Genomic DNA, 23384 nt, shown 5'->3' with positions numbered 1-23384 from the left:
GCTGGGTGCTGCTCGACCGCTTGTGGTCCCGTTGCGTATTCAGACACACCCCGACGAGGCAAGGATGTCATCCGGGTCTGCACTTCTCGGGTTCCGCGGAACCTGAAAGCGGCCCATCCGAGGCTGCGCATTCCGTTCGAGCGAAGCAGGTTCCGCGGAACCCAGAAGAGGCCCCCCGATGGCACCGATCAGCTGATCGGCACCGCCGACCCCGTGGCCGCGTCGACCAGCTCGTCCGGGTCGCAGCCGTACCCCCGCTCCCGCTCGGCGGCGAACTCGGCCTCGCCGAGGGCCGCGGTGGCGGCGGCGGTGATCCGGTCGACGTCGCCGCGCTCGGCGGGTGGCAGAGGTGCGCCGACGCCGTCCCGCGCCGCGGCGGCGGCGCCGAGCAGGCGGGCGGCGTGGCGGTGCTCGCCCGCGAGGGCGAGGGCGCCGGCGAGCCCTTCGAGGCTGAGGGCGAGCGCACGCAGGTCCGTGCCGCGCCGGGCCACGGCGTGCCCGGCGAGGTGGTGGCGGAGGGCGGCCTCGGCGTCGCCGCGCAGCTCGGCGACGAAGCCCAGCTCGGCGTGGATGAGGCCGAGGGCGATCTCGGCGTCGACGCCGCGGTGCCACTCGAGGATCTCCTCGAGGTGCTCCTCGGCGGCGTCGAGGCGCCCGGTGCGGCGCTCGCCGAGCGCGAGGCCGGTCAGCGCGTAGATGCGCCCCGGCGCGAAGCCGTGGGCGACGGCCGTCTCGACCGCGCGGCGGTGCAGCTCCTCGGCCTCGTCGAACCGCCGTTCCAGCAGCGCGATCCGGCCCAGCCACGACTGCTGGTAGGAGACCTCGGCCCACAGGCCGAGCTCCTCGGCCATCCGCAGGCCGGCGCGGTGCTGCGCGGCGGCCTCGTCGTAGTCGCCCGCGAGCTCGGCGAGCGTGCCGAGCGCGAACGACGCCTGCACCTGGCCCCAGCGCTCGCCCACCTCGCGGAACAGCGCCGCCGTGCGGTCGGCCTGCTCGCGCGTGCCCGCGTAGTGGCGCTGGCTGACGCGGTCGACGAGGGCGGCCGCGATGCCCCACCGGTCACCCAGCGCCTCGAACGTGGCGAGCGCGCTGGTGGTGAGGGGGATGCCGCGGGTGTCGCCGACGGTGGTGAGCGCGTAGCCGAGGAACCACTGCGTGCGGGCGCGCGCGACCGGGTCGGCGATCCCTGACGTGTCGAGATCCGCGTCGTCGGGGCGGACGCCGTCGAGCACCCGCAGCGCGGTGAGCCACGCCGAGGCCTGCGCGCGGGCCGAGGCGGGTGCGTCGCCGGGGACGGCGAGCGCGGCGCGCAGCGACCGGACGGCCTCCCCGGTGCGCCCGCGCAGGAACCAGTACCAGCACAGGGCCAGCACCAGCCGCAACGCGGGCCCGGCGCCGTCGGCCTGCTGCACGAGGTGATCGAGCGCTGCGCGCAGGTTGGCCGACTCCGCGTCGAGGCGCTCCAGCCAGCGCTGCTGGTCCGGGCCGCGCAGCTCCGGCTCGGCGCGCTCGGCGAGCGCGAGGTAGTGGCGGCCGTGCCGCTGCCGGACGAGCTCGAGCTCCCCGGCTTCGGCCATGCGCTCCAGCCCGTAGGCCGCGACGGTCTCCAGCAGCCGGAACCGCGGCGGCCTGCTGACCACGAGCGACCGGTCGACGAGGCGGGCGAGCAGGTCGAGCACGTCCCCGCGGCGCACGCCGTCGCCGGCGCAGACGGTCTCGGCCGCCTCCAGGTCGCAGCCCTCGGCGTGCACGGCGAGGCGCCGCAGCACGACGCGCTCGGCGGGCGTGAGCAGGTCCCAGCTCCAGTCGATCACCGCGCGCAGCGTGCGCTGCCGGTCGGGCGCGTCCCGGGGCCCGCCCGCGAGCAGCGCGAACCGGTCGTCGAGCCGGGCCAGTACCTCGTGCACCCCGAGCGCCCGCACCCGGCCCGCGGCGAGCTCCAGGGCGAGCGGCAGCCCGTCGAGCCGACGGCAGATCGCGGCGACCGCGGGCGCGGTGTCGTCGTCCAGGACGAACCCGGGCGCCGTCGCTGCGGCCCGCGCGACGAACAGCCGGCCGGCGCTGGAGGCGCGCACGCCGTCGGGGTCGGTCCGCTCCGCGGGCGGCTCCAGCGGCGGGACCTCGTAGAGCACCTCGCCCGTCACGGCCAGCGGCTCCCGGCTGGTGGCGAGCATCCGCAGCCCGGGGGCGCGGCGCAGCAGCCGGCCGGCGAGCGCGGCCACCGACCCGACGACCTGCTCGCAGTTGTCGAGCACCAGCAGCATCCGGGCGTCGGCGACGGCCTCGCCGATCTGCTCGACGAGCTCGGCGGACGGGCCCTCGCGCACGCCGAGGGCGCGGGCGACCGCGGTGGTGACCCAGTGGTCGGCGGGGCACTCGTCCTCGGGGCAGACCTGCCGGTCGAGCCCGGCCAGCTCGACCAGGCACGCCTCGCCCGCTGCGCGCGCCACCGCGGTCGCGAGGCTGGTCTTACCGACCCCGCCGGGCCCGGTGAGCGTGACGAGCCGGGCGGTGTGCAGTCGCTCCCGCACCTGCTCGATCGCGGCCTCCCGGCCGACCAGCTCCGTGAGCGGCGCGCGGATCGTGTGCCGGAGCGGGGTGGCTCGGGGCTGTGGGACGTCGAGCGCGGGGTCCTGGGTGAGGATCCGCTGGTGCAGGGCGGCGAGGTCGGGTGAGGGTTCGAGCCCGAGCTCGGCGACGAGGGCCGCGCGCAGCTCGGCGTACGACGCGAGCGCCTCCGCCTGCCGCCCGCCGCGGTACAGGGCGCGCATGTGCAGGCCGCGCAGCCGCTCGCGCAGCGGGTGGCGTGCCACCAGCGCGCCCAGCTCGGCGACCAGCGGCCCCAGCTCTGAGGCATCGAGGGCGAGCCGCGCCTCCGCGCGTTCCTCCTCGGCGGCCAGCCGCTCCTCGTCGAGCCGCTGCGCGGCGGCCACCGCGAACGGCTCCTCGCGGACGTCGGCGAGCGCGGGCCCGCGCCACAGCGCGAGCGCGTCGGCGAGCGTGGCGGCCCGCTCGGCCGGGTCGGGCGTCTCCCGCGCCCGGGCGGTCAGGTCTCGGAACCGGTGCAGGTCGAGCGCGCCGGGCGCGAGCCGCAGCAGGTAGCCCGGCGGCTGGCGGACCACCAGGTCGCGCCCGCCCGCGCGGTCGAGGGTGCGCCGCAGCTGGGAGACCTTGGTCTGGAGGGTGTTGAGCGGGTTGCCGGGCTCGTGGCCGCCCCACAGGTCCTCGACGAGCCGCTCCACGGCGACCGGGCGGCCCTCGTGGACGAGGAGGTCGGCCAGCAGCAGCCGGACCTTCCGCTCCGGCACCCGCACCGGGCTGCCGTCGTCGGCCCACGCGGCCACCGGCCCGAGCACCCCGAACTGCACGCACCCACCGTATCCACCGGCCCCGACCGTTTCCGACGAGCGGCGCAGCCGTCGGTACCCGTCCGGCGGCGCCGATGGCGGCGAAGGTCTCCACGGTGCGCACGTCGAGCAGGTGGGCGCGCGGGTGGTGCGTGGTGACGTCGCGGCGCTCGATCAGGAGTCCCTCGACGCCGCGCCGGGCCAGTCCTTCTACATCCGCTCCGGTGCCGCGCACGCGCAGCGCGCCGAAACGCGGTCGACCCTCCGGCACCCCGGGAATCCCACCCGTCCACCCGCGCCTCGGCCGGTACGCGGACGACGAACGGGCCGTTCGCCGGATGAGGGCACTGGGGTCAGGCGGGCTTCAGCGGATCGTGGCCCAGCGACATCAGGCGGTGCCGCCACGCGGGCTGGCCCGCCGTCGGCTCCAGGTCGTCGCGGCGCTGGGCGTGCACGCGGTCCACGACGCGGCGCATGACGTCCGCGTCGTGCGTCGTGAGGTCGGCGCGGCGCTTGCCGAGGATGGCCAGCACCCGCTGCCCGGTCGGGGTGCCGGCCCGGTCGGGCAGTTCCTCGCCGTCCTCGCCCGCGTCCCGGGTGCGCAGCCACTCCGACAGCTCGCGCGAGGTCATGTTGACCACCCGGTGGAACTCGTCCCACATCTCGTCGTCGACATCGGCCATACCCCGGGCCTACCCGCGGCGGACGGGTGCGACGCGGCCGGTGTCAGTACTTCTCGAGGATCTCCTCGGCGACCTGGCAGGCGTCGGTGTCCTCCTCGCCGATGGCCACCGCGAGCCGCTGCAGCAGCGCGCGCAGGGTCTCGCGCTCGGCGGGGTCGAGCGGGGCGAGCACGTGCTCCTCGACCCGGCGCAGCCTGCGTTCGAGGTCGCACAGCCGGGCGTTGCCGGCCTCGGTGAGCACCACGCGGCGGGCCCGGCGGTCCGCCGGGTCGGGCTTGCGTTCGACCAGCCCGGCCTTCTCCAGGTCGTCGAGGAGGTAGGTCATCACGGTGCGGTCGACGCCGAGGCGCTGGGCCAGCGCCAGCTGGGTGCCCGCGTCGCCCCGGGCGGCGGCGGAGAGCACGTGGTACCCGCGGGGCCCGCCGGGGAGGTCGGCCACCGCCTGTTCGGCGATCCGCAGGTAGGAGCGCGTGACGGTGCCCAGGACCCAGCCGAGGTCGGACTCGACGTTCGTGGGGCTGGTCACCTGTCGATGGTACCCGGGGAATAGGGCGGTCGGATGCTCTGTTGACGCGATGGTCTGTATCGCAGATGATCTGAGCGACAGCATGCATCGCGTGGGAGGAAACCCGATGACCTTGTTCCGCCTGGACAGCAGCATCCAGGGAGACGCGTCCGTGAGCCGGGCGGTGGCCGACGCCGTGGAGCGGGCCTGGTGCGACCACCACCCCGAGCCGAACGTGATCCGTCGGGACCTCGCCGCGAGCCCGGTACCCGCCGACGCCTGGCAGACGGCGGTGTCCGGCCTGTTCGCCGCGGAGGCGGACCGCACCCCGCAGCAGCGGGCGGCCCTGACGCTGGCCTCGTCGCTGGCCGACGAGCTGTTCGCGGGCGACGCCGCCCTCATCGCGGCCCCGCTGTACAACTACGGCATCTCGCAGCACCTCAAGTCGTGGATCGACCTGGTGCTCACCGACCCCCGGCTGCAGCCCGGCTCCGCGGGGCTCGACGGGAAGCCGGTCACGATCGTGGTCTCGCGGGGCGGCGGCTACGGCCCGGGCACCCCGCGCGAGGGGTGGGACCACGACACGCCCTACGTCCGGCGGATCTTCGCCGACGTGCTGAACGCCGACGTCACCGTGGTGACCGCGGAGCTCACGCTGGCCCCGGTCAAGCCGGAGATGGCGCACCTGCGCGAGCTCGCCGAGGAGTCGCGCGCCCGCGCCCTGCGCGACGCGGAGACGACCGGCCGGGTGCTCGCCCAGCGGCTCGCGCCGGCGGGCGTCTCCCGCTGAACCGCCGGGCGGCCCGTTCGTCGGATCCCGGCGGACGGGCCACCCGGGTTCACGGCAGGAAGAGGTGGACGACCTGGTGCTCGACGGCGGCGCCGGTCTCCGGCCGGAACTCGAAGTTCGAGGTCAGCAGGCCGGTGGCGCCGTCGAGTCGCCCCGATCCCTCCACCTCCCAGATGACCGAGCCCCGCAGCGTGCCCTCCTCGGCGGAGGGCTCGATGACCCCCGTCCCGGCGGTGCGCAGCCGCAGGCCGGCGCCGTCGAACGTCATCTCGCCGTCCTCGACGAACGTGCGTTCGCCGGTCATCGTCACGTGGGTCTCGTAGGCCGCCTCCGCCGGTACCCAGGCACCCGCGCCGTCGAGCGTGTCGATCGTGCCCGGGCCGGACGTCACGTCGAAGCTCGGCGGGTCGCCCGCGGGCGGTGTCGTCCGCGGTTCGAACCGCAGGAGCAGGGTCTGTCGTCGCATGGCGCGCTCCTCGCGTCGACCGGATGGTCCGAGGGGCCTCGTCGATCCGCCGGAGCTCGTTACGCGACGCGGGGCCCGGGTCACGGCCTGCCCGCCTGCTGAGGATCGACCCGGCGCTCCGCTCGTGAGCGTCGATCGTGCGCGGCAGCTGGGCCGCCTGGGTGCCCTCCACCCAGAGCCGAAGGTCATGGGGCCGACGGCCCGCGGGTGCCGCCGGGCCAGATCCAGGTGGTCCCATTGAAACGCGGCGAGGTCGGCGTCGCTGGTGTGGCCGGGCTTCGCCCCGCATGCCTCGAGCGGCGCGGCCTGGGGGAGGAGGAACAGGTCCTTCCCCGCCGCGGCGGTCTCCAGCGTCCGCGGGGTCGCGCCACGGCGGAGATGGAGTCGCAGCACTGGTCGAATCCGACCCGGTCGACCTCCGCGGGGATCTCCATGGTGGCCGTGACGGCGGGCGCGGCCTCGACCACCACCCGCATGTCCGGGAACGTCTCCTTGATCGTCCTGGCCGCGGAGGCGAGGTCCTCGGGGGACACGCCGCGCCAGTAGGGCTCGTCGCGCAGGTCGAATCCGGCGACCTTCTCGAACGAGTCGGTGAACCCCGCGGCCTCATCCGCGTGGGCCTGGGCGCCGACCACGCCGTGCCCGCCGAGCGACGAGCGCCGCCACCGCCGCGACGGCCACGACCGGCCGCCTCCCGCTCGGCCGCAACCACCGGTGCCTGGCCGTGGGTCGCGGCCTGGAAACGGTTGCAAGTCGTTACAGGCACCCACCGACCGGATGATCGAGTTTCCTGATGCTCGGGGGTTGACGTTGGTCGCAAACGGTTTCAGACTTTCGCACACCGAATGCCGACCAACGACGGAGGCCCCGTGGCGCCCACCATCCGCGACGTCGCTCGTGCCGCGGGCGTCTCGCAGGCGACGGTGTCGCGGGCCCTGTCGATGCCGGACCTGGTGCGCCCCGCGACGCGGGCCCGGGTGGAGGCGGCCGCGCGCGAGCTGGGCTACCGGCCCAACCGCGCCGCGCGCGGCCTGATCACCGGGCGCACCGGCAACCTCGGGCTGATCGTCCCGGACCTGGCCAACCCGTTCTTCGCGGCCGTGGTGAAGGGCGTGCAGGCCGCGGCGCGCGCCGCCGACCACTCGGTGTTCATCGCCGACACCGACGAGGAGGCGAGCGCGGAGGCCGACCTCGTGCGCGCGCTCGCCAAGCAGGTCGACGGGCTGATCCTGTGCTCGCCGCGCGCCCCCGACGAGGAGCTCGCGAGCGTCGGCGCGGACACCACGGTCGTGTTGATGAACCGCGTGGCGGGCGACCGGCCCAGCGTCACCGTCGACAACGCCGACGGGATGCGGCAGGCCCTGGAGCACCTGGCCGCGCTCGGGCACCGCCGGGTCGCGTTCGTCGCAGGCCCGCGCACGTCGTGGTCGAACGCGCAGCGGGAGGAGGGGCTGCACCGCTCCGCGGAGGCGGGCGGGGTCGACCTGGTGCACGTCGGGCACTTCCCGCCGCAGTTCGAGGGCGGCGTCGCGGCGGCCGACCTGGTGGTCGCCTCGGGCGCCACGGCGGTGATCGCCTACAACGACCTCGTCGCGCTGGGGCTGCTCAGCCGCCTCGGCGTCCGCGGCATCCCGGTTCCGGATGCCATCAGCGTCGTGGGCTGCGACGACATCGGCATGTCGGCCATGAGCCACCCCGCGCTCACCACGGTGTCCGTGCCCAAGCGCGCGGCGGGCCGGGCGACCGTGGGGCTGCTGCTGTCGCTGCTGAACGCGGGGCCCGATGCGGGCCCGATGCACCGCGAACTGCCCACCCAGCTCATCGTGCGCGGCACGACCGGGGTCGCGCCCATCTCCCCGACGAAGGGATCCAGCCGATGACCATGCACTGGCGCAGGGCGCTCACCGCGGGCGGGATCAGTGCGATCCTGTTGCTCGCAGGCTGCGGGGCACCCGAACGGCCCGGTACGAGCGAGGTGCCCGCGGGCGAGGTGCCCGACCGCCCGTCCCAGCCGGTGACGCTCAACATCCTCGACGTCGCCGGCAACCTGCAGCTCACGCAGGGGATGATCGACGAGTTCGTGGCGCAGAACCCGGACATCGTCTCGCGGGTGACCACGGAGAAGGCCGCGGCGCCCGAGATGGCGGGCAAGATCAAGGCACAGCAGGACGCCGGCCGCCTCGGCATCGACCTGGTGCTGACCGGCACCGATGGGCTGTCCGCCGGCATCGAGCAGGGGCTGTTCACGCCGCTCCTGCCGCAGTTCGCCGACCGGTTGTCCAACATGGACAACTACCAGGAGCCGGCCGCGGCGATGCAGGAGCTGGCGGCCGACCACGGCGTCGTCGTCACCTACTACCCGTCGGGCCCGCTCATCGAGTACGCCCCCGACCGGGTGCCGAACCCGCCGACGACGGCCGAGGAGCTGCTCGCCTACGCCCAGGCCAACCCGGGCAAGGTCGGCTACGCGCGCCCGTCCAACTCCGGCCCGGGCCGCACGTTCCTCATGGGGCTGCCCTACATCCTCGGTGACTCCGACCCCAAGGACCCGGTGAACGGCTGGGACAAGACCTGGGCCTACCTCGCCGAGCTGGACAAGACGATCTCGCAGTACCCGTCCGGCACGACCGACACGATGAAGAACCTGGCCAACGGGACCTACGACATCGTCGTCACCACCACCGGCTGGGACATCAACCCGCGGGCCCTGGGCACGGTCCCGGCGGAGTACCAGGTCGGCGCGCTCGAGGGCTTCACGTGGGTCACCGACGCCCACTACGCGGCGATCCCGAAGGGCGTCTCGGCCGACAAGCAGGCCGCCCTGCTCGCCCTGATCCAGTTCATGCTCACCCCCGAGCAGCAGGCCAAGGCCTACGACAGCGGCTACTTCTACCCCGGCCCGGCCGTGGAGGGAGTCAGCCTCGACATGGCGCCGCCGGAGTCGCAGCAGGTGATCCAGCAGTTCGGGCGCCCCGAGTACGACGCGCTGATCGCCGACCACCCCAAGGCCACCCCGCTGGCCACGAAGGACATGGTCGCGGCGTTCGACCGCTGGGACCGGGAGATCGGCGGAGGCAACTCGTGACGAACGCGTTCTCCGAGCTGCGGCTCGACGGCGTGGGTCGGCGGTTCGCGGGCAAGGACGCGCTCGCCGACCTCGACCTCACCATCCGCGCGGGCGAGTTCATCGCCCTGCTCGGGCCGTCGGGGTGCGGCAAGTCGACCGCGCTGAACTGCCTGGCCGGCCTGCTCCCGCTCACCTCCGGCAGCATCTGGCAGGACGAGAAGCGGATCGACCTGCTGCCGCCGGAGAAGCGCGGGTTCGGCATGGTTTTCCAGAACTACGCCCTGTTCCCGCACATGTCGGTACGCCGCAACGTCGCCTTCGGCCTGCAGATGCGCAAGCTGCCGCGAGCGGAGGTGGCGCGCCGCACGGAGGAGGCGATCCGCCTCGTCCAGCTGGAGGAGCACGCCGACAAGCTGCCCGGCCAGCTGTCGGGCGGGCAGCAGCAGCGCGTGGCGATCGCCCGGGCCGTCGTGCTGGAGCCGGCGCTGGTGCTGATGGACGAGCCGCTGTCCAACCTCGACGCCAAGCTGCGGCTGGAGATGCGCACCGAGATCCGCAGGCTGCACCAGTCGCTCGGGCTCACCACCGTCTACGTCACCCACGACCAGGAGGAGGCCCTGTCGCTCGCCGACCGGCTGGTCGTGCTGCGGGCGGGGCGCGTGCAGCAGATCGGCACGCCGGAGGAGCTGCACAGCAGGCCGGCGAACTGGCACGTCGCCGACTTCATGGGGTTCCGCAACCTGTTCGAGCTGACCGCCACCCGGACCTCCGCGGGCGACGTGGTGGTCTCGGGCGACGGGCTCGAGCTGATCGGCTCGGCGGTGTCCCCGCTGACCGAGGGGGACCGGGTGGTCGCCGCGGTGCGCCCCGAGGACGTGCGGGTCGTCGGGGGCGAGGCGGAGAACCGCTTGGAGGTCGACGTCGAGGTGGTCGAGTACCAGGGCCGCGAGCTCGCCGTCGAGGTGCGCACGCCCTCCGGGCGGCCCCTGCACGTGCGCACCGACCAGCGGCTCGCCCCCGGCGACCGGGTGTCGCTCGCGATCGACCCGCAGCGCCTGCTCGTCTACCCGCTCGCCCCCGGCGAAGAGGCACCCGCGCCGCTCGCCGAGGCGGTGCCGTCGTGACGGCCACGCTGGAGCGCTCGCGGTCGGCGGCGCAGGCACCCGCCCTGCGCCACCGGCTCGCCGAGCGCGGGGTGGACCGGCAGTTGCTCCTGCTCGCCCCCGCCGTGCTGTTCGTCGTGCTGCTGTTCCTCTATCCGTTCTTCTACGGGCTGCAGCTGTCGTTCGCGCCGGAGGAGGGCGGGCCGCTCGCCAGCTACGCCGCGTTCTTCTCCGACCCGTACCAGCGCGGCACGATCTGGATCACGCTCGGGCTCTCGCTGCCTGCGGCGCTGCTCAACGTGCTGGCGTCGGTGCCCATCGCGTACCGGATGCGCGGGCGGTTCCGCGGCAAGCGGCTGCTCACCACCATCCTCGTCGTGCCGATCACGCTCGGCACGGTGCTCACCGCGCAGGGCCTGCTGAACTACCTCGGCCCGGCCGGCTGGTTCAACAAGATCTGGACCGGCCTCGGCGCGAGCGAGCCCGCGCAGCTGGTGGGCAACTACTGGGGCGTGTTCTTCTCCCTGGTGATCACCGGGTTCCCGTTCGCGTTCCTGTTGATCCTGTCCTACCTGTCCGGCATCGACCCCACCCTCGAGCAGGCCGCGGCCACGCTGGGGGCCGACTGGAAGCAGCGGTTCCGCCGCATCACGCTCCCGCTGCTCGCGCCGGGCCTGGCCACCACGTTCTGCCTGGCGTTCGTGCTCGCGTTCAGCGTGTTCCCGTCCGCGGTGCTGGTCGGCAACCCGGCGGGGGAGACCCGCGTGCTCGCGCTCGCCGCCTACCAGGCCGCCTACGAGCAGTACGACTACTCGCTGGCGTCGGCGATCGCGATGGTGATGGGCGCGGTCGAGCTGATCGTCATCGCGGTCGTGCTGCTGTGGCGGTCGCGGCTGTACACCGGATCGACGGGGGGCAAGGGCTGATGGTCGCGCTCCAGCCCGGGACGCGCCGGATCGTCGCGAGCCCCGCCGCGTGGCTCGTGTGGGGCGCGGTCGCGTTCTTCATGATCAATCTTGCCGGCGTGGTCGGGTCGGTGCTGGTCAGCTCGTTCGGCACCCGTTGGTTCGGCACCTGGCTGCCCGAGGGCTTCACCACCGACTGGTACGCCGACGCGTGGCGCAGCTTCGGCCTGCTCGACGTCGTGATCGTCACGCTGCAGGTGTCGCTGCTCGTCGTGGTGATCTCGGTGCTGATCGGCGTGCCGGCCTCCTACGTGCTGGCCCGGCGCGACTTCCCCGGCAAGAAGCTCGTGTACTTCGCCTTCCTGCTGCCGATCCTCATGCCGCCGATCACCTACGGCATCCCGCTCGCCACCGTGCTCTACAAGTACGGCTTCGCCGGCAACACGTCCGGCGTCGTGCTGGCGAACCTGGTGCCGTCGGTGCCGTTCGTGATCATGACGATGACCCCGTTCATCGAGCAGATCAACCCGAGCATCGAGTCGGCGGCGCGGATGTGCGGGGCGGGCATGCGGGCGCTGTTCCTGCGCGTGCTCGGCCCGCTGCTGGTGCCGGGCATCCTGGCCGCGTCGATCCTCGTGCTGGTGCGGACCGTCGGGATGTTCGAGCTGACGTTCCTCACCGCGGGCCCGGACTCGCAGACCCTGGTCGTGGCGCTGTACTACTCCATGTCGGCGGCCGGGATCAGGGCCCAGCAGTCGGTGGACGCGATGGCGGTGATCTACACGTCCACGATGCTGATCCTGCTGGTGATCGCGCTGCGGTACGTGAACCCGACACAGCTCGTCGCCCGGGTGAAGGAGGCGCCCGAGCCTTAGATCGGGCCGGGTCAGGCCGGCCGGTGGTGGTAGGCCGCCTCGCGCAGGGACCGCGCGAGCGCGGCGACCGCAGGCTGCGCCCCGGCGCCCGCGCGGGTGACCAGCGAGACCGTGCGGGTCAGCTGCGGCTCCACCACCGGCCGCAGCTGCACGTCGGCCGACAGCGCCTCGGTGGCGAGGCGGGGCAGCAGCGCCACCCCGAGCCCGGCGGCGACGAGCGCCACGATCACGGTGTAGTCGTCGCTCGCGTAGTCGACGGTCTGCGCGAAGCCGGCGAGCCCGCAGGCCCGGTCGAGCACCCCGCGCAGGCCGGTGTCGCTGTGCGGGGCGATCCAGGAGTCGTCGCGCAGGTCCTCGAGCGGCAGCGGGTCCGGCGCCGCGCGCCCGGCCGGGAGGGCGGCGAGCAGCGGTTCGGTGAACAGCCGCTCGACGGCCACGCCCGCGTCGGCCACGCGGGGCAGCAGCGCGTACTCGTAGACGATCGCGAGGTCGATCCGGCCGGACCGGACCGCGGCCACCGCCTCCTCGGTCTCGAGCTCGGTGAGGACCACCCGCAGGTCCGGGTGCTCGGCGCGGCAGCGCGCGATGGCGGGCGGGACGAACGCGGCGGCCGCGGTGGGGAAGGCCGCGAGCTGCACGGTCCCCTGCACCGCCCCGGCGAGCCCGGCGAGCGCGGCCTCGGCCGCCTCCAGCTCGGCCAGCACCCGTTCGGCGTGGGCGACGAGCACCCGGGCGGCCTCGGTGAGCGCGAGGCGGCGGCCCTCGCGGATCAGCAGCGGCATCCGCACCTCGCGCTCGAGCAGGGCGAGCTGCTGGGAGACCCCGGAGGGGGTGTACCCGCACGCCTCCGCGGTGGCCGCGATCGTGCCCCGGTGCGCCAGCTCGCGGAGCAGCCGCAGCCGTCGTGGCTCCAACATGAAGTGATGCTACCGACGATCGGAAAGAATCGTCACTGGTGCTGAAGGCTCACCGGGCTACACCCTGGCGGTGTGACGATCACCCTGCCCGAACTGCGCGATCCCGAGCACGCCTCGCGCATCACCGCGTTGCGGTCGGCCATGGCCGAGCGCGGCCTGGCCGCCGTGGCGCTGACCAGCCCGGAGAACGTCTACTACCTGCTGGGCCTCGACCACTTCGGCTACTTCGCGTTCACGATGCTCGTGGTGCCCGCCGCCGAGCAGGAACCGGTGCTCGTGACGCGGGAGATGGAGCGCACCACCGTGCGCGCCCAGGCGCCCGGCGTCCGGCACGTGACCTTCGCCGACGGCGAGGATCCCGCGCACGCCGCCGCGCGGGCGCTCGCCCCCGTCGTCCCGGGAGGGGCGGCGGTCGGCGTCGAGCTGCGCGGCTCGTTCCTCCCGCCCGCCGTGCTGGACGGGCTGCGCGCCGCGCTGCCCGAGCTGACCTTCACCGACTGCACCGGGCTGCTCTCGGCGGCCCGGGCCGTGAAGTCGGCCGCCGAGGTGGAGTGGACCCGCAGGGCGGCCGCGGTGTCGGACGCCGCCATGCGGGCCGGCATCGCGGCGGCCCGGCCGGGGGCGGCCGAACGGGAGGTGGCCGCGGCGGTGCACCACGCGATGTACTGCGCCGGTGGGGAGCCGCCCGGGTTCGCCCCGCTGATCCGCCCGGTGGCGATGCTCGGCCAGGAGCACGTCACGTGGGGAGACCGCGTGCTCGAGCCGGGACACGGGCTGTTCCTCGAGCTCTCCGGCTGCGTGCGCCGCTACCACGCGCCGCTCGCGCGCACCGTCTACCCGGGGTTCGTGCCGCCGGACGCCGTGGAGGCGGCCGACGCCGCGCTCTGCGGGCTCACCGCCGCCCGCGCCGCGCTGGGGCCGGGCGCGCGCACCGGGGAGGTGTTCGCCGCGTGGCAGCGCGCCGTCGGCGGCATGCCGCGCCGGCACCACTGCGGCTACCTGGTCGGCATCGGGTACCCGCCGAGCTGGGTCGGTGGCGCCGAGGTGCTGGGCATCCGGCCCGGTGGCGACGCCGAGGTGGTGGCCGGGATGGTGTTCCACCTGATGTCGTGGGTCGAGCGGCCGGTCGGGCACGTCGTGTCCGACACCGTGCTCGTCACCGAGGACGGGTGCGAGCTGCTCACCACCGTGTCCCGCGAGCCGGCGGTGGTGGCCTGATGCGGATCACCGGCATGCGCACGACCCCGGTCGCGGTCCCGTTCCGCACCGACGAGATCTGGGCGTTCGGCCGCCGCCGCGGCCAGGTGAGCGTCCTGCTCGAGCTGGAGACCGACGAGGGGATCGTCGGGATCGGCGAGGCGGCGACCTACCCGTCGGCCGACATCGTGCTCGCGGTGTTCGCGAGCCTGGAGCCGCTCGTGGTCGGCGCCGACCCGCTGCGGATCGAACAGCTCGTGCGGCGCATCGACGTGGTCGGCACCTGGCACCACGTCGGGGCGAGCAGCCCGGCGATCGCGGCCGTCGAGATGGCCTGCTGGGACATCGCGGGCAAGGTCTGCGGCCAGCCGCTGGTGAACCTGTTCGGCGGCCGGTTCCGCGACGAGGTCGAGTTCTTCTTCTACGTCGCGCGCGCCGAGCCGGACGAGGTCGCCGAGGAGGGGCGTCGGGCCGTCGAGGCCGGGTTCTCCACCTGTTACCTGAAGGTCGGCGCCGACGACCCGCGCGTCGACCTCGAGCGGGTCGCCGCCCTGCGCGACGGGGCCGGGCCGGGCGTGCGGATCCGGGTGGACGCCAACGAGGCGTGGTCGCCGGGTTCGGCGGTGCGGGTGATCAAGGAGCTCTCCCGCTACGACCTCGAGCTCGTCGAACAGCCGGTCTCCGGGCGCAACCTCGACGAGATGGCCTACGTCCGCCGCCGCATCGACGTGCCGCTGCTGGCCAACGAGGCCTCCTGGACCCGGCACGCCCAGCTCGCCGTGATCAAGGCCGGCGCGGCCGACGTGATCTCGGTGGACAACCAGATGGACGGGGGGCTGGCCAACCTGCGCCGGTCGGCCGGGATGTGCGAGACGGCCGGGCTGCCGGTCGTGAAGCACAGCCTCGGCGAGCTGGGCGTCGCCCTCGCGGCGGCGGTCCACGCGCTCGCCGCCACCCCCAACGCCCGCCCGGCCCACCAGGCCTACGGCGCGTTGCTCACCGACGACGTCGTCGCCGGGTTCGGCGGGCCCGCCGCGAACTACACCGAGGGGCGCCTCGCGGTCCCGTCCGGCCCGGGGCTGGGGGTCGAGCTCGACCGGGATCGGGTGGAGCGCTACGCCGAGCTGTACCGGAAGGAGGGCGCGGCCTTCGGGTTCCACGACCGGGAGCGGGTGTACGCGGCGGCGGCGCTGCCGAAGTTCTGAGGTCTGCCCGCGCCGGGGCGCGTGCGTGATCCGACGAACGGCGCCGCTCGTCGGAACGCTCCGGGCTCGCTCAGCGCGCGCCGACCGAAAGCGCCTCGGGCAACACCTCCGCCGCCTCGACCAGGCTCGGCCCGTACCAGGTGAGCAGCCGCCCGCTGACCAGCGCCGCCGGCACACCGGGGAACGCCTCCGGGCCGTCGTCGGCGGTGAACCGGTACGGCTCGTCGGGCAGCACCACGAGGTCGTGCGGCGGCAGGTGGTCGGGGCGGAAGCGCGGGTAGCGCTCGTCGGCGTCGGCGAGCACGTTGTCGACGCCGAGGCGCGCGAGCACCGAGCCGGTGAACGTGTCGCGGCCGACCGCCATCCACGGCCGCCGCCAGATCGGCACGACCGCCCGGCGGCGGACGGTCGGCTCGGGCAGCGCCGCCCACGCGGCCTCGGCCTCGTCCAGCCACGCCGGCCGGTCCAGGCCGCACGCCGCGAGCATGCGGGCGAGCGAGGTGAACGCCCCGTCGAGGGTGCGGATGTCGGTGACCCAGACCGGTACGCCCGCGGCGCGCAGCCGGTCGAGGTCGCTCGCCCGGTTCTCCTCCTGGTTGGCGACCACGAGGTCGGGCGCCAGCGAGACGATCCGCTCGACGTCGGGGTTCTTGGTGCCGCGGACCCGCGTGACGTCGAGGTCGGGCGGGTGGGTGCACCAGTCGGTGGCGCCCACGAGCAGGCCGGGGGCGGTGGTGGCGATCGCCTCGGTGAGCGAGGGGACGATCGAGACGACCCGGCTCACCCGCGCCGGGACGTCGACCTCCAACCCGAGATCGTCGGTCACGCCCCCAGTCTCCCCGCTCGCGGCGGCGCGAGCAGCTCCGGGCCGTTGCGGCGCAGGAAGTCGCGGAACACGCGCACAGCCGGGCCGACCGGCCGGTCGGCCACCCAGACCAGCCCCACGGTGCGGGTGGTGCGCGGGTGCGTGACGCGCAGCTCGACCACCCCGGGCGTCACGTGCGAAGAGGGTGCGAGCAGCGCCACCCCGAGCCCGGCGCCGACCAGGCCGCGCAGCGTCTCGCCGTCCTCGCCCTCGAACGCCATCCGCGGCACGAAGCCCGCCTCGCGGCACCACGCCTCGGTGAGGCTGCGCAGCCCGAACCCCGGCCGGTAGCCGACGAACTGGGCACCCGCCGCCGCGGCGAGCGGCAGGCCGTCGCGGTGAGCGGCGAGCGGGTGGTCGACCGGCACGACCAGCCGCAGCTCCTGCTCGTACATCGGGGCGCTGACGAGCGTGGGGTCGGTGGGCAGCGGGGAGGTCAGGCACACGTCCACCTCGCCCGCGCGCAGCCGCTGCAGGATCGCGTCGTTGCCGCCCTGCGCCAGGTCGAACCGGACGTCGGGGTGGGTCCGGCGGAACTCGCGCAGCAGCCGCGGCACCGCCTCGGCGCCGAACGTGTGCAGGAACCCCAGCGCCACCCGGCCGCGCACCGCGTCGGCGTCGGTGACGATCTCGCGCGCGGCCGCGTCCAGCTCGGCGACGGCGCGCTCGGCGTGCCGCAGCAGCGTGCGGCCCGCGCGGGTGAGCCGCACCGCGCGGCCGGCCCGGACGAACAGCGCCACCCCGAGGTCGTGCTCCAGGCGGGCGATCCCGCGGCTCAGCGTCGACTGCGGGACGCCGATCGCCTCGGCCGCCCGCGTCATGTGCTCGGTGCGGGCGACGGCGGTGAACTGCCGCAGCCGCGGAGCGAGCGCGGCGAGCAGCTCCGACTCATCCATTTCCTCATCGTAGGGCGCGCAAAGATGCATTGGACGCATTGAAGCGCGATTTCTACGGTGGTGAGCGATGCCAACGACCGCGCAGGCCCCCGTCGGCCACGAACGCGGCACCCGCGCCTACCGCCGCCTCGGTGCCGCGATGTGGTGCGCGGGCCTCGCGACGTTCGTGCTGGTCTACTGCGTGCAGGCACTCCTGCCGGCGTTCGCGGACGAGTTCGGCGTCTCCTCGTCGGCGGCGAGCCTCGCGCTCTCGGCCACCACCGGAACCCTCGCGCTGGCGATCGTCCCGCTCTCCGCGGTCGCCGAGTCGTGGGGCCGCGCGCGGGTGATGACGATCGCCCTCGCCGCGTCCGCGGTGCTCGGCCTGCTCGCCCCGCTCGCGCCCACGTTCGGCGCGCTCGTCGCGGTGCGGGCGCTGCAGGGCGTCGCGCTCGCCGCGCTGCCCGCCCTCTCCATGGCGCACGTGACCCGCGAGGTCGCGCCGCGCTGGCTCGGCGGCGCCGTCGGGCTGCTCATCGCGGGCAACACGATCGGCGGCCTGTCCGGGCGGCTGGTGGCGGGCGCCGTCGCCGAGCTGGGCGGCTGGCGGGTGGCGCTCGCCGTGATCGGCGGCCTGTCGCTGCTGTGCACCGTCGCGTTCCGCTTGCTGCTGCCGCCCCCGGTCGCCCCGACCCCGCCGCGCGTGCGCCTGCGCGAGCTCGGCCGGCCGCTGCGCGCCCAGCCCGCCGACCCCGGCCTGCGGTGCCTGTTCGGCATCGCGTTCCTGCTCATGGGCGCGTTCGTGACCGTCTACAACTACCTCGGCTTCCGGCTGCTCGCGCCACCGTTCGACCTGCCCGCCGCGCTCACCGGCCTGGTCTTCCTCGGCTACCTCGCGGGCACCTGGTCCTCGACCGGGGCCGGGCGGCTCGGCGACCGCTGGGGCAGGCGGCGGGTGCTGTGGGCCGCCGTGCTCGTCGCGGTCGCCGGGGCCTGGGCGACGTTGCCCGACGCGCTGCCCGCGGTGCTGGCCGGCCTGCTCGTGGTGACGGTCGGCTTCTTCGGCGCCCACTCGGTGGCGAGCAGCTGGGTGGGCAGGCGGGCGTCGGTGCTGCCCGACGGCTCGCCCGCCGTCGCGTCCTCGCTCTACCTGTTCGCCTACTACCTGGGCAGCAGCGTCGGCGGCGCGGTCGGCGGCGTCGCCTACGACCTCGGCGGCTGGCCGGCCGTCGTCGCCTACGTGACGGCCCTGCTGTCAGGGGCGCTCGCCCTCGCGCTCCGGCTGCGCCGCGTCGCCGCCCTGGTGTGACGCGACGACCTCGTCGCGGGCGAGCGCGATGCCCGGGGCGATCGCCCCGCACCCGGCCGTGATCAGCGCGATCACCACCAGCAGCAGCGCGGGCGACCAGGACTCCCCGCCGCTCGCGGCGAGCAGCCCGGTGGCGGCCAGCGGGACGAACCCGCTCACGATGCCCGCCACGTTGGACGACAGCGCCACGCCGCTGTAGCGCAGCCGCGCCGGGAACAGCTCGGTGAGCAGCGCCCCGGACACCGCGTACGGGATCGACAGGCACGCGACCGCGAGCGTCACCCCGAAGATCACCAGGCCGGCGTTGGTGGTGTCGATCAGCCAGAACGTGGGGAACGCGATCAGCGCCGAGACCACACCGCCGACCAGGGTGACCCGCCCCGGCCCGAAGCGCTCGGCCATCCGCCCGCCCACGATCAGCACGACGATCTCGACGACCGCCGCGACCAGCGTCGCGGTGAGCAGCAGCGACCGCGGCATCCCGAGGGTGGCCGTGCCGTAGCTGATCACGAACGTGGTGATGAGGTAGAAGCCGCCGATGCCGAGCAGCGCCGACCCGGCCCCGACCATCAGCTGGGGGAACGCCCGGCGCAGCACGTCGGCCACCGGCGAGCTCGCGACCTCGTCCTCGCGCAGCAGCTGCTCGAACAGCGGCGACTCCTCGACCCGGCGGCGGATCCACAGCGCGATGTACAGCAGCGGGAACGCGGCGAGGAACGGCAGGCGCCAGCCCCAGGAGTCGAAGCTCTCCGACGGCAGCAGCGCGACCAGCAGGAACGCCCCCGACGACAGCAGGGTGCCGATCGGGGAGCCGATCTGCGGCATCGCGGCGTAGCGGCCGCGGTGCTCCGGCGGGGCGTGCTCGACGGCGAGCGTGACCGCGCCGCCCCACTCCCCGCCGACCGCGACCCCCTGCAGCAGCCGCAGCAGCGTGAGCAGCACCGGCGCCGCGACCCCGATGGAGAAGTAGGTGGGCAGGAGCCCGATCAGGCCGGTCGCGATCCCGATCAGGGTGACCGTGACGATCAGGCACTTGCGGCGCCCGATCCGGTCGCCGAGGTGGCCGAACAGCACCGCGCCCAGCGGCCGCGCCACGAACCCGACCGCGAACGACGCGAACGCGCCCGCGGTGGCCACCACCACGTCGTCGCTGGCGAAGTAGAGCCGGTTGAACACGAGCGACGCGGCGGTGCCGAAGAGGAAGAAGTCGTACCACTCCAGCGCCGTGCCCACGAACGCGCCGAACGCGACCTTGCGCGCCTCGGCCTCGGTGACGGTGACCGCCATCTCACTCCTCCTGGTTGTGGTCCGGCTCTTCGGCGCCAACCTTCTCCGCGCCGACTTCCGCGCCGACCTGCTCCGCGCCGACCTGCTCCGCGCCGTGCACGCACCGCCCGCCGACGAACGTCGCGAGCACCTCCACCTCGCCGATCCGCTCCGGTGCGACGGCCGTGACGTCGTCGGAGAGCAGCACGAAGTCGGCGAGCTTGCCCGGGGTGAGGCTGCCGCGCTCGCGCTCCTCGCCCGCGATCCAGGCGGCGTCGAGGGTGTAGGCGCGCAGCGCGGTCGCGGCGTCGACGCGCTCGTCCGGTCCGATCACGGCCCCGCTCGCCGACATCCGCTGCACCATCGACTGCATGCCGAGCAGCGGCGCGCCCGCGGCGACCGGCCGATCCGAGCTGCCCGGCACCCGCAGCCCCGCCCGCAGGAAACTGGCGTGCCGGTACAGCGCCGCGGCGCGGTCCGGCCCGACGGCCTCGACCATCGTGTCGCCGATCTCGTACAGGAACCGCGGCTGCGGCACCGGCGTGACGCCCAGCCGCGCCATCCGCGCGACCTGCTCGGGCGAGGTGACGGCGGCGTGCTCGATGCGCGGGCGGGCACCGGGGCGCGGGTGGGCACGCAGCATCTCCTCGAACGCGTCGAGGGCGAGGTCGATCGCGCGGTCGCCGATCGCGTGCGCCGCGACCCGCCAGCCGGTGGCGTGCGCGCCCAGGATCCGCGACCGCAGCACCTCGGGGTCCTCCTGGAGGTACCCGTGGCCGTGCCGGTCGCAGAACGGCTCGCGCATCGCGGCGGTGCGGGCCACCAGCGAGCCGTCGGTGAAGATCTTCATCGGCCCGATGCGCAGCCGGTCGTCGCCGAAACCGGTGCGCACGCCCAGGTCCAGCCCGATGCCCCCGGGGTCGCTCGCGTGCCCCGCGACCGGGTGCAGCGCGTCGGACGCGGGCATCAGCTGTACCCGCACGGTGAGCGTGCCCGCGTCGCGGGCCTGCTGGTAGGCGGCGAGCTCCCGGGGGGAGCGCCCGATCCAGCCGCCGCCGATGCCGCACTCGGTGACGTGGGTGAGCCCCTCCGCCGCGTACACCGCCGCCGCGTTGCCGACGGCGCGGGCGAGGTCGTCGGTGGCGTACGGGACGAGCAGCGCGCTCACGAGGTTCTGCGCCTGCTCCTCGAGGGTGCCGGTCGGCTCGCCCGCCTCGTCGCGCACCACGACCCCGCCCTCGGGCACGACCGCCGACCCGTCGAGCACGCCGATGCGGTCGAGCACGGTGCTGTTCACCGTGGTCACGTGCCCGGATCGGTGCTTGAGCACCACCGGCCGGCCGCCCGCGGCCCGGTCCAGCTCCCGGCGGTGCGGGTGCCCGCCGATCGCGGTGTCGTCGTACCCGGAGCCGATCACGAACGCGTCCGGGGCGAGCGCCGCCGCCCGCTGCGCCACCCGGTCGTAGAGGGCGCGCAGGTCGGTGAGCCCCGCGAGGTCGACCTCGTCGAGCGAGGCGCCGAACCAGGCCATGTGGTTGTGGGCGTCGCCGAACCCGGGCACGACCGCAGCGCCCTGCGCGTCGATCTCGGCGTGCGCCGACACCCCGTCCGGATCGAGGGCGAACACCCGGCCCCGGTGCACGGCGAGCGCGTGCGCGCGGGGCGTCGCGTCGTCCACCGTGACGATCACGGCGTTGCGCACGAGCAGGTCGACCTTCACGTGTTCCTCACCCCAGGTGGTGCAGCCGGGTGAGCGGCAGCGTCGGGGACCGGTGCAGCGCGACCTCCTCGCCGTCGACGCGAACCCCGGCCGGCTCCGGCGCGATCTCGACGGTGGGGGTCGCGGTGTTGTGCAGCATGTCGGCGCAGGTCAGGCCGCGGCTGTCGGCGATGGGGGAGTAGGTCCGCCCCGCCGGGAGCGCGCCGGTGTCCGCCTGCCCCGACACGAACACGTGCGCGAGCCGCGCCGGCACCGCGCCGTGGCCGCCGTAGAAGGCGCGCATCCGCCGCGGCTGGGTGAGCCGGGTCGACCCGGAGCCCGACCCGGCCGCGCCCCACGCCACGAACCCGGACTTGATCACCAGGTCGGGCTGGGCGCCGAACCACGCCGGGTTCCACAGCACGATGTCGGCGAGCCGCCCCGGTCGCAGCGAGCCGACGTGCGCGGCGATCCCGTGCGCGACGGCGGCGTTGTGGGTGAGCTTGGCCAGGTAGCGCAGCACCCGCGCGTTGTTGGCGACCTCGGGCCCGGTCTCGCCGGCGAGCGCCGCCTGCACGGACGCCAGCTGCCAGGTCCGGCGCGCGGTCTCGGCGATGCGGCCCATGCCGAGCGCGTCGGAGTTGACGATGCTGATCGCGCCCAGGTCGTGCAGCCGGTTCTCGGCGGCGATGGCGTGCTCGCGGATGCGGCTCGCCGCGATCGCGGTGTCGCTCTCCACGTGCGCGTGCCCGCGGTGCACGGTGAGCGTCATCGGGTGCAGCTCGGCCACCGTGGACGGGGTGAGCGGCAGCGTCGGCGTGGTCGAGCTGGTGAGCACGTTCGGCCGGGAGACGATCGACAGCAGGTCGGGGTGCCCGCCGCCGCCCTCCACGTGATAGGCGTGCACGGTGCGCCCGCCGACCGCGTCGAGGGTGTCGGCGAGGAAGCCGGACTCGTTGAGCGTGTCGGTGTGCAGGGCGACCGGCAGGTCGGCAGCCTCGGCCACCGACAGGCAGGTGTCGATCACGTCCGGGGTCGCGCCCCAGTCCTCGTGCACCTTGAACCCGGCGCAGCCGGAGGCGACCGCCTCCTCCAGCAGGGCGGGTGAGGTCGACGAGCCGCGGGCCAGGAACGCGGCGTTGATCGGCACATCGGCCCAGCCCGCGATGAGGGAGTGCAGGTTGTAGCGGGGGTTGGCGCCGACGTCCCACACGCCGCCGATGCCCATCCCGACGATCGTCGTGACCCCCGCCGAGAGGGCGGCCGCGGCGAGGTCGGCGTTGGACAGGTGCACGTGGGAGTCGACGATCCCCGGGGTGGCGAGCAGGCCCTCGCCGGTGATCATGGCCGTGTGCGCGTCGACCTCGAGGTCCACGCCGTCGAGGACGTCCGGGTTGCCCGCCCGGCCCACGCCGACGACGCGGCCGTCCTTGATGCCGATGTTGGTCTTGCGGATCCCGAGCACCGGGTCGAGCAGCACGACGCCGAGCACGATCATGTCGAGGGCCGACGAGCGGTCCGCCGAGCTCGACACCAGCGCCCCGTGGCGGGCGGTCTTGCCGCACCCGCCGAGCAGCTCCTCGCCCGGCTCGGTGTCGTCGGCCTCGATCTCGACCCACAGGTCGGTGTCGGCGAGCCGGATGCGGTCGCCGGTGGTGGGACCGTAGCGGCGGGCGTAGTCGGCCCGCTCGAGCGCGGTCACCCCGTCCCCCCGATCCGCACGACGGCGACCTCGCGCTCGGCGCCCGCGTCCACCCGCACCGCGGTGCCCGCGGGGACGTCGAGCCGGTAGCGACCCTCCGGAGCGGCGACCCGCACCTGCAGCGCCGGGTTGAGCCGGTCCAGCGGGACGTGCGAGGAGACCCAGATCGGCAGGTCGCCGGTGTTGCGCAGCACGGCGGTGGCGCGCTCGCGGCCCGGGGCCAGCTCGACCGGGCCGTCGGCCACCCGCACCGCGCCCGGCCCGTCGGCGGGCGGCGGCCCGAACGGGGCGTCGACGTGCACCAGCACCGTGCCGTGCGGGAACAGCGCCTCCACCTGCAGCGACGGCACCGCGGCCGGCACGCCGTCGACGAGCTGGTCGGGGCGTAACACCTCGCGCGCCCGGGCGACCACCTCGTCGTAAGGCAGGCCGTCCCATGCGAGCTCGCAGATCTCGTCGCACACGAGCGCGACCGCCTCGGGCGCACCGAGGCGCGCACCGCGGGCCAGCCTGCGGCGCGCGAGGTCGGCACCCGCGGCGAGCAGCAGCCGCTCGTGTTCGCGGGGGGTCAGGTGCATCGGCACTCCGGGGTCGGGGGTGGGGCACAG

20 protein-coding genes and 1 pseudogene are annotated in these 23384 nt (G+C 74.8%); 9 read left to right on the top strand and 12 right to left on the bottom strand.

Annotated elements, in window-relative coordinates; translation table 11 throughout:
- Positions 1–188: 188 nt before the first annotated feature.
- From VKZ81_RS00665 to VKZ81_RS00655, 4 genes and pseudogenes are all read right to left on the bottom strand, one after another.
- Positions 189–3368: an AfsR/SARP family transcriptional regulator gene (locus VKZ81_RS00665; protein ID WP_324239372.1), complete on the bottom strand. Its 3180-nt coding sequence runs from the start codon at positions 3366–3368 to the stop codon at positions 189–191.
- Between the two features lie 64 nt (positions 3369–3432).
- Positions 3433–3582: pseudogene (locus VKZ81_RS35065) on the bottom strand (FAD-dependent monooxygenase); the annotation flags it as partial.
- 118 nt (positions 3583–3700) lie between these two features.
- Entirely contained in the window at positions 3701–4030 is a 330-nt protein-coding gene (locus tag VKZ81_RS00660; protein WP_324239371.1) for a DUF3140 domain-containing protein, read from the bottom strand.
- Positions 4031–4073: 43 nt separating this feature from the next.
- On the bottom strand, positions 4074–4556 hold the full coding sequence (locus tag VKZ81_RS00655; protein WP_324239370.1) for a MarR family winged helix-turn-helix transcriptional regulator: 483 nt from the start codon (positions 4554–4556) through the stop codon (positions 4074–4076).
- Between the two features lie 106 nt (positions 4557–4662).
- Between VKZ81_RS00655 and VKZ81_RS00650 the strand changes: the two genes are divergently transcribed.
- Positions 4663–5325, top strand: a complete 663-nt coding sequence (locus VKZ81_RS00650) for an FMN-dependent NADH-azoreductase (protein WP_324239369.1) — start codon at positions 4663–4665, stop codon at positions 5323–5325.
- A 49-nt stretch (positions 5326–5374) separates the two neighbouring features.
- Here VKZ81_RS00650 and VKZ81_RS00645 read toward each other — a convergent pair whose 3' ends face one another.
- Positions 5375–5791: a hypothetical protein gene (locus tag VKZ81_RS00645; RefSeq protein ID WP_324239368.1), complete on the bottom strand. Its 417-nt coding sequence runs from the start codon at positions 5789–5791 to the stop codon at positions 5375–5377.
- 869 nt (positions 5792–6660) lie between these two features.
- Here VKZ81_RS00645 and VKZ81_RS00640 point away from each other — a divergent pair.
- Genes VKZ81_RS00640 through VKZ81_RS00620 form a run of 5 tightly spaced genes read left to right on the top strand, consistent with a single transcriptional unit; the run spans position 6661 to position 11741 of the window.
- A complete protein-coding gene (locus VKZ81_RS00640) occupies positions 6661–7671 on the top strand; it encodes a LacI family DNA-binding transcriptional regulator (RefSeq protein ID WP_324239367.1) in 1011 nt (336 codons plus the stop codon).
- Entirely contained in the window at positions 7668–8876 is a 1209-nt protein-coding gene (locus tag VKZ81_RS00635) for an ABC transporter substrate-binding protein (RefSeq protein WP_324239366.1), read from the top strand. Before VKZ81_RS00640 ends, VKZ81_RS00635 begins: the two co-directional genes overlap by 4 nt.
- The gene (locus tag VKZ81_RS00630) at positions 8873–9982 is read left to right on the top strand and encodes an ABC transporter ATP-binding protein (protein WP_324239365.1); all 1110 of its coding nucleotides are present in this window, start codon (positions 8873–8875) and stop codon (positions 9980–9982) included. The genes VKZ81_RS00635 and VKZ81_RS00630 overlap by 4 nt, the downstream gene beginning before the upstream one ends.
- On the top strand, positions 9979–10887 hold the full coding sequence (locus VKZ81_RS00625) for an ABC transporter permease (RefSeq protein WP_324239364.1): 909 nt from the start codon (positions 9979–9981) through the stop codon (positions 10885–10887). The genes VKZ81_RS00630 and VKZ81_RS00625 overlap by 4 nt, the downstream gene beginning before the upstream one ends.
- Positions 10887–11741, top strand: a complete 855-nt coding sequence (locus VKZ81_RS00620; RefSeq protein ID WP_324239363.1) for an ABC transporter permease — start codon at positions 10887–10889, stop codon at positions 11739–11741. Before VKZ81_RS00625 ends, VKZ81_RS00620 begins: the two co-directional genes overlap by 1 nt.
- An 11-nt stretch (positions 11742–11752) precedes the next feature.
- Here VKZ81_RS00620 and VKZ81_RS00615 read toward each other — a convergent pair whose 3' ends face one another.
- Entirely contained in the window at positions 11753–12658 is a 906-nt protein-coding gene (locus VKZ81_RS00615) for a LysR family transcriptional regulator (protein WP_324239362.1), read from the bottom strand.
- A 72-nt stretch (positions 12659–12730) separates the two neighbouring features.
- Here VKZ81_RS00615 and VKZ81_RS00610 point away from each other — a divergent pair, with 72 nt between their 5' ends.
- Together VKZ81_RS00610 and VKZ81_RS00605 are read left to right on the top strand one after the other, a co-directional pair.
- Positions 12731–13876, top strand: coding sequence for a M24 family metallopeptidase (locus VKZ81_RS00610; protein ID WP_324239361.1), 1146 nt, complete (start codon positions 12731–12733; stop codon positions 13874–13876).
- Positions 13876–15060, top strand: a complete 1185-nt coding sequence (locus VKZ81_RS00605) for a mandelate racemase/muconate lactonizing enzyme family protein (protein ID WP_324239360.1) — start codon at positions 13876–13878, stop codon at positions 15058–15060. Before VKZ81_RS00610 ends, VKZ81_RS00605 begins: the two co-directional genes overlap by 1 nt.
- A gap of 70 nt (positions 15061–15130) precedes the next feature.
- Here VKZ81_RS00605 and VKZ81_RS00600 read toward each other — a convergent pair whose 3' ends face one another.
- Both VKZ81_RS00600 and VKZ81_RS00595 read right to left on the bottom strand, forming a co-directional pair.
- Positions 15131–15886: a helical backbone metal receptor gene (locus VKZ81_RS00600; protein WP_324239359.1), complete on the bottom strand. Its 756-nt coding sequence runs from the start codon at positions 15884–15886 to the stop codon at positions 15131–15133.
- The gene (locus tag VKZ81_RS00595) at positions 15883–16821 is read right to left on the bottom strand and encodes a LysR substrate-binding domain-containing protein (protein ID WP_324239358.1); all 939 of its coding nucleotides are present in this window, start codon (positions 16819–16821) and stop codon (positions 15883–15885) included. Before VKZ81_RS00595 ends, VKZ81_RS00600 begins: the two co-directional genes overlap by 4 nt.
- Before the next feature lie 67 nt (positions 16822–16888).
- On the opposite strand from VKZ81_RS00595, the gene VKZ81_RS00590 reads away from it, so the two are divergent.
- A complete protein-coding gene (locus VKZ81_RS00590; protein ID WP_324239357.1) occupies positions 16889–18109 on the top strand; it encodes an MFS transporter in 1221 nt (406 codons plus the stop codon).
- On the opposite strand, the gene VKZ81_RS00585 is transcribed toward VKZ81_RS00590, so the two are convergent.
- From VKZ81_RS00585 to VKZ81_RS00570, 4 genes are read right to left on the bottom strand one after another with little or no spacing between them, the layout of a single operon-like run.
- Positions 18056–19396, bottom strand: a complete 1341-nt coding sequence (locus VKZ81_RS00585; RefSeq protein WP_324239356.1) for an MFS transporter — start codon at positions 19394–19396, stop codon at positions 18056–18058. The two genes, VKZ81_RS00590 and VKZ81_RS00585, sit on opposite strands and share 54 nt — an antisense overlap.
- A gap of 1 nt (position 19397) precedes the next feature.
- Positions 19398–21095 carry an amidohydrolase gene (locus tag VKZ81_RS00580; protein WP_324239355.1) on the bottom strand — a complete coding sequence of 566 codons (1698 nt, stop codon included), beginning with the start codon at positions 21093–21095 and terminating at the stop codon, positions 19398–19400.
- Positions 21096–21102: 7 nt separating this feature from the next.
- A complete protein-coding gene (locus VKZ81_RS00575) occupies positions 21103–22776 on the bottom strand; it encodes an urease subunit alpha (protein ID WP_324239354.1) in 1674 nt (557 codons plus the stop codon).
- The gene (locus tag VKZ81_RS00570) at positions 22773–23354 is read right to left on the bottom strand and encodes an urease subunit gamma (RefSeq protein ID WP_324239353.1); all 582 of its coding nucleotides are present in this window, start codon (positions 23352–23354) and stop codon (positions 22773–22775) included. Before VKZ81_RS00570 ends, VKZ81_RS00575 begins: the two co-directional genes overlap by 4 nt.
- Between the last annotated feature and the right edge of the window lie 30 nt (positions 23355–23384).

Source organism: Pseudonocardia sp., from assembly GCF_035305885.1.
Taxonomy (GTDB): Bacteria; Actinomycetota; Actinomycetes; order Mycobacteriales; family Pseudonocardiaceae; genus Pseudonocardia.
The sequence above is the reverse complement of the archived record's forward strand: the minus strand, read 5'-3'. Positions and strand labels throughout refer to the sequence as shown.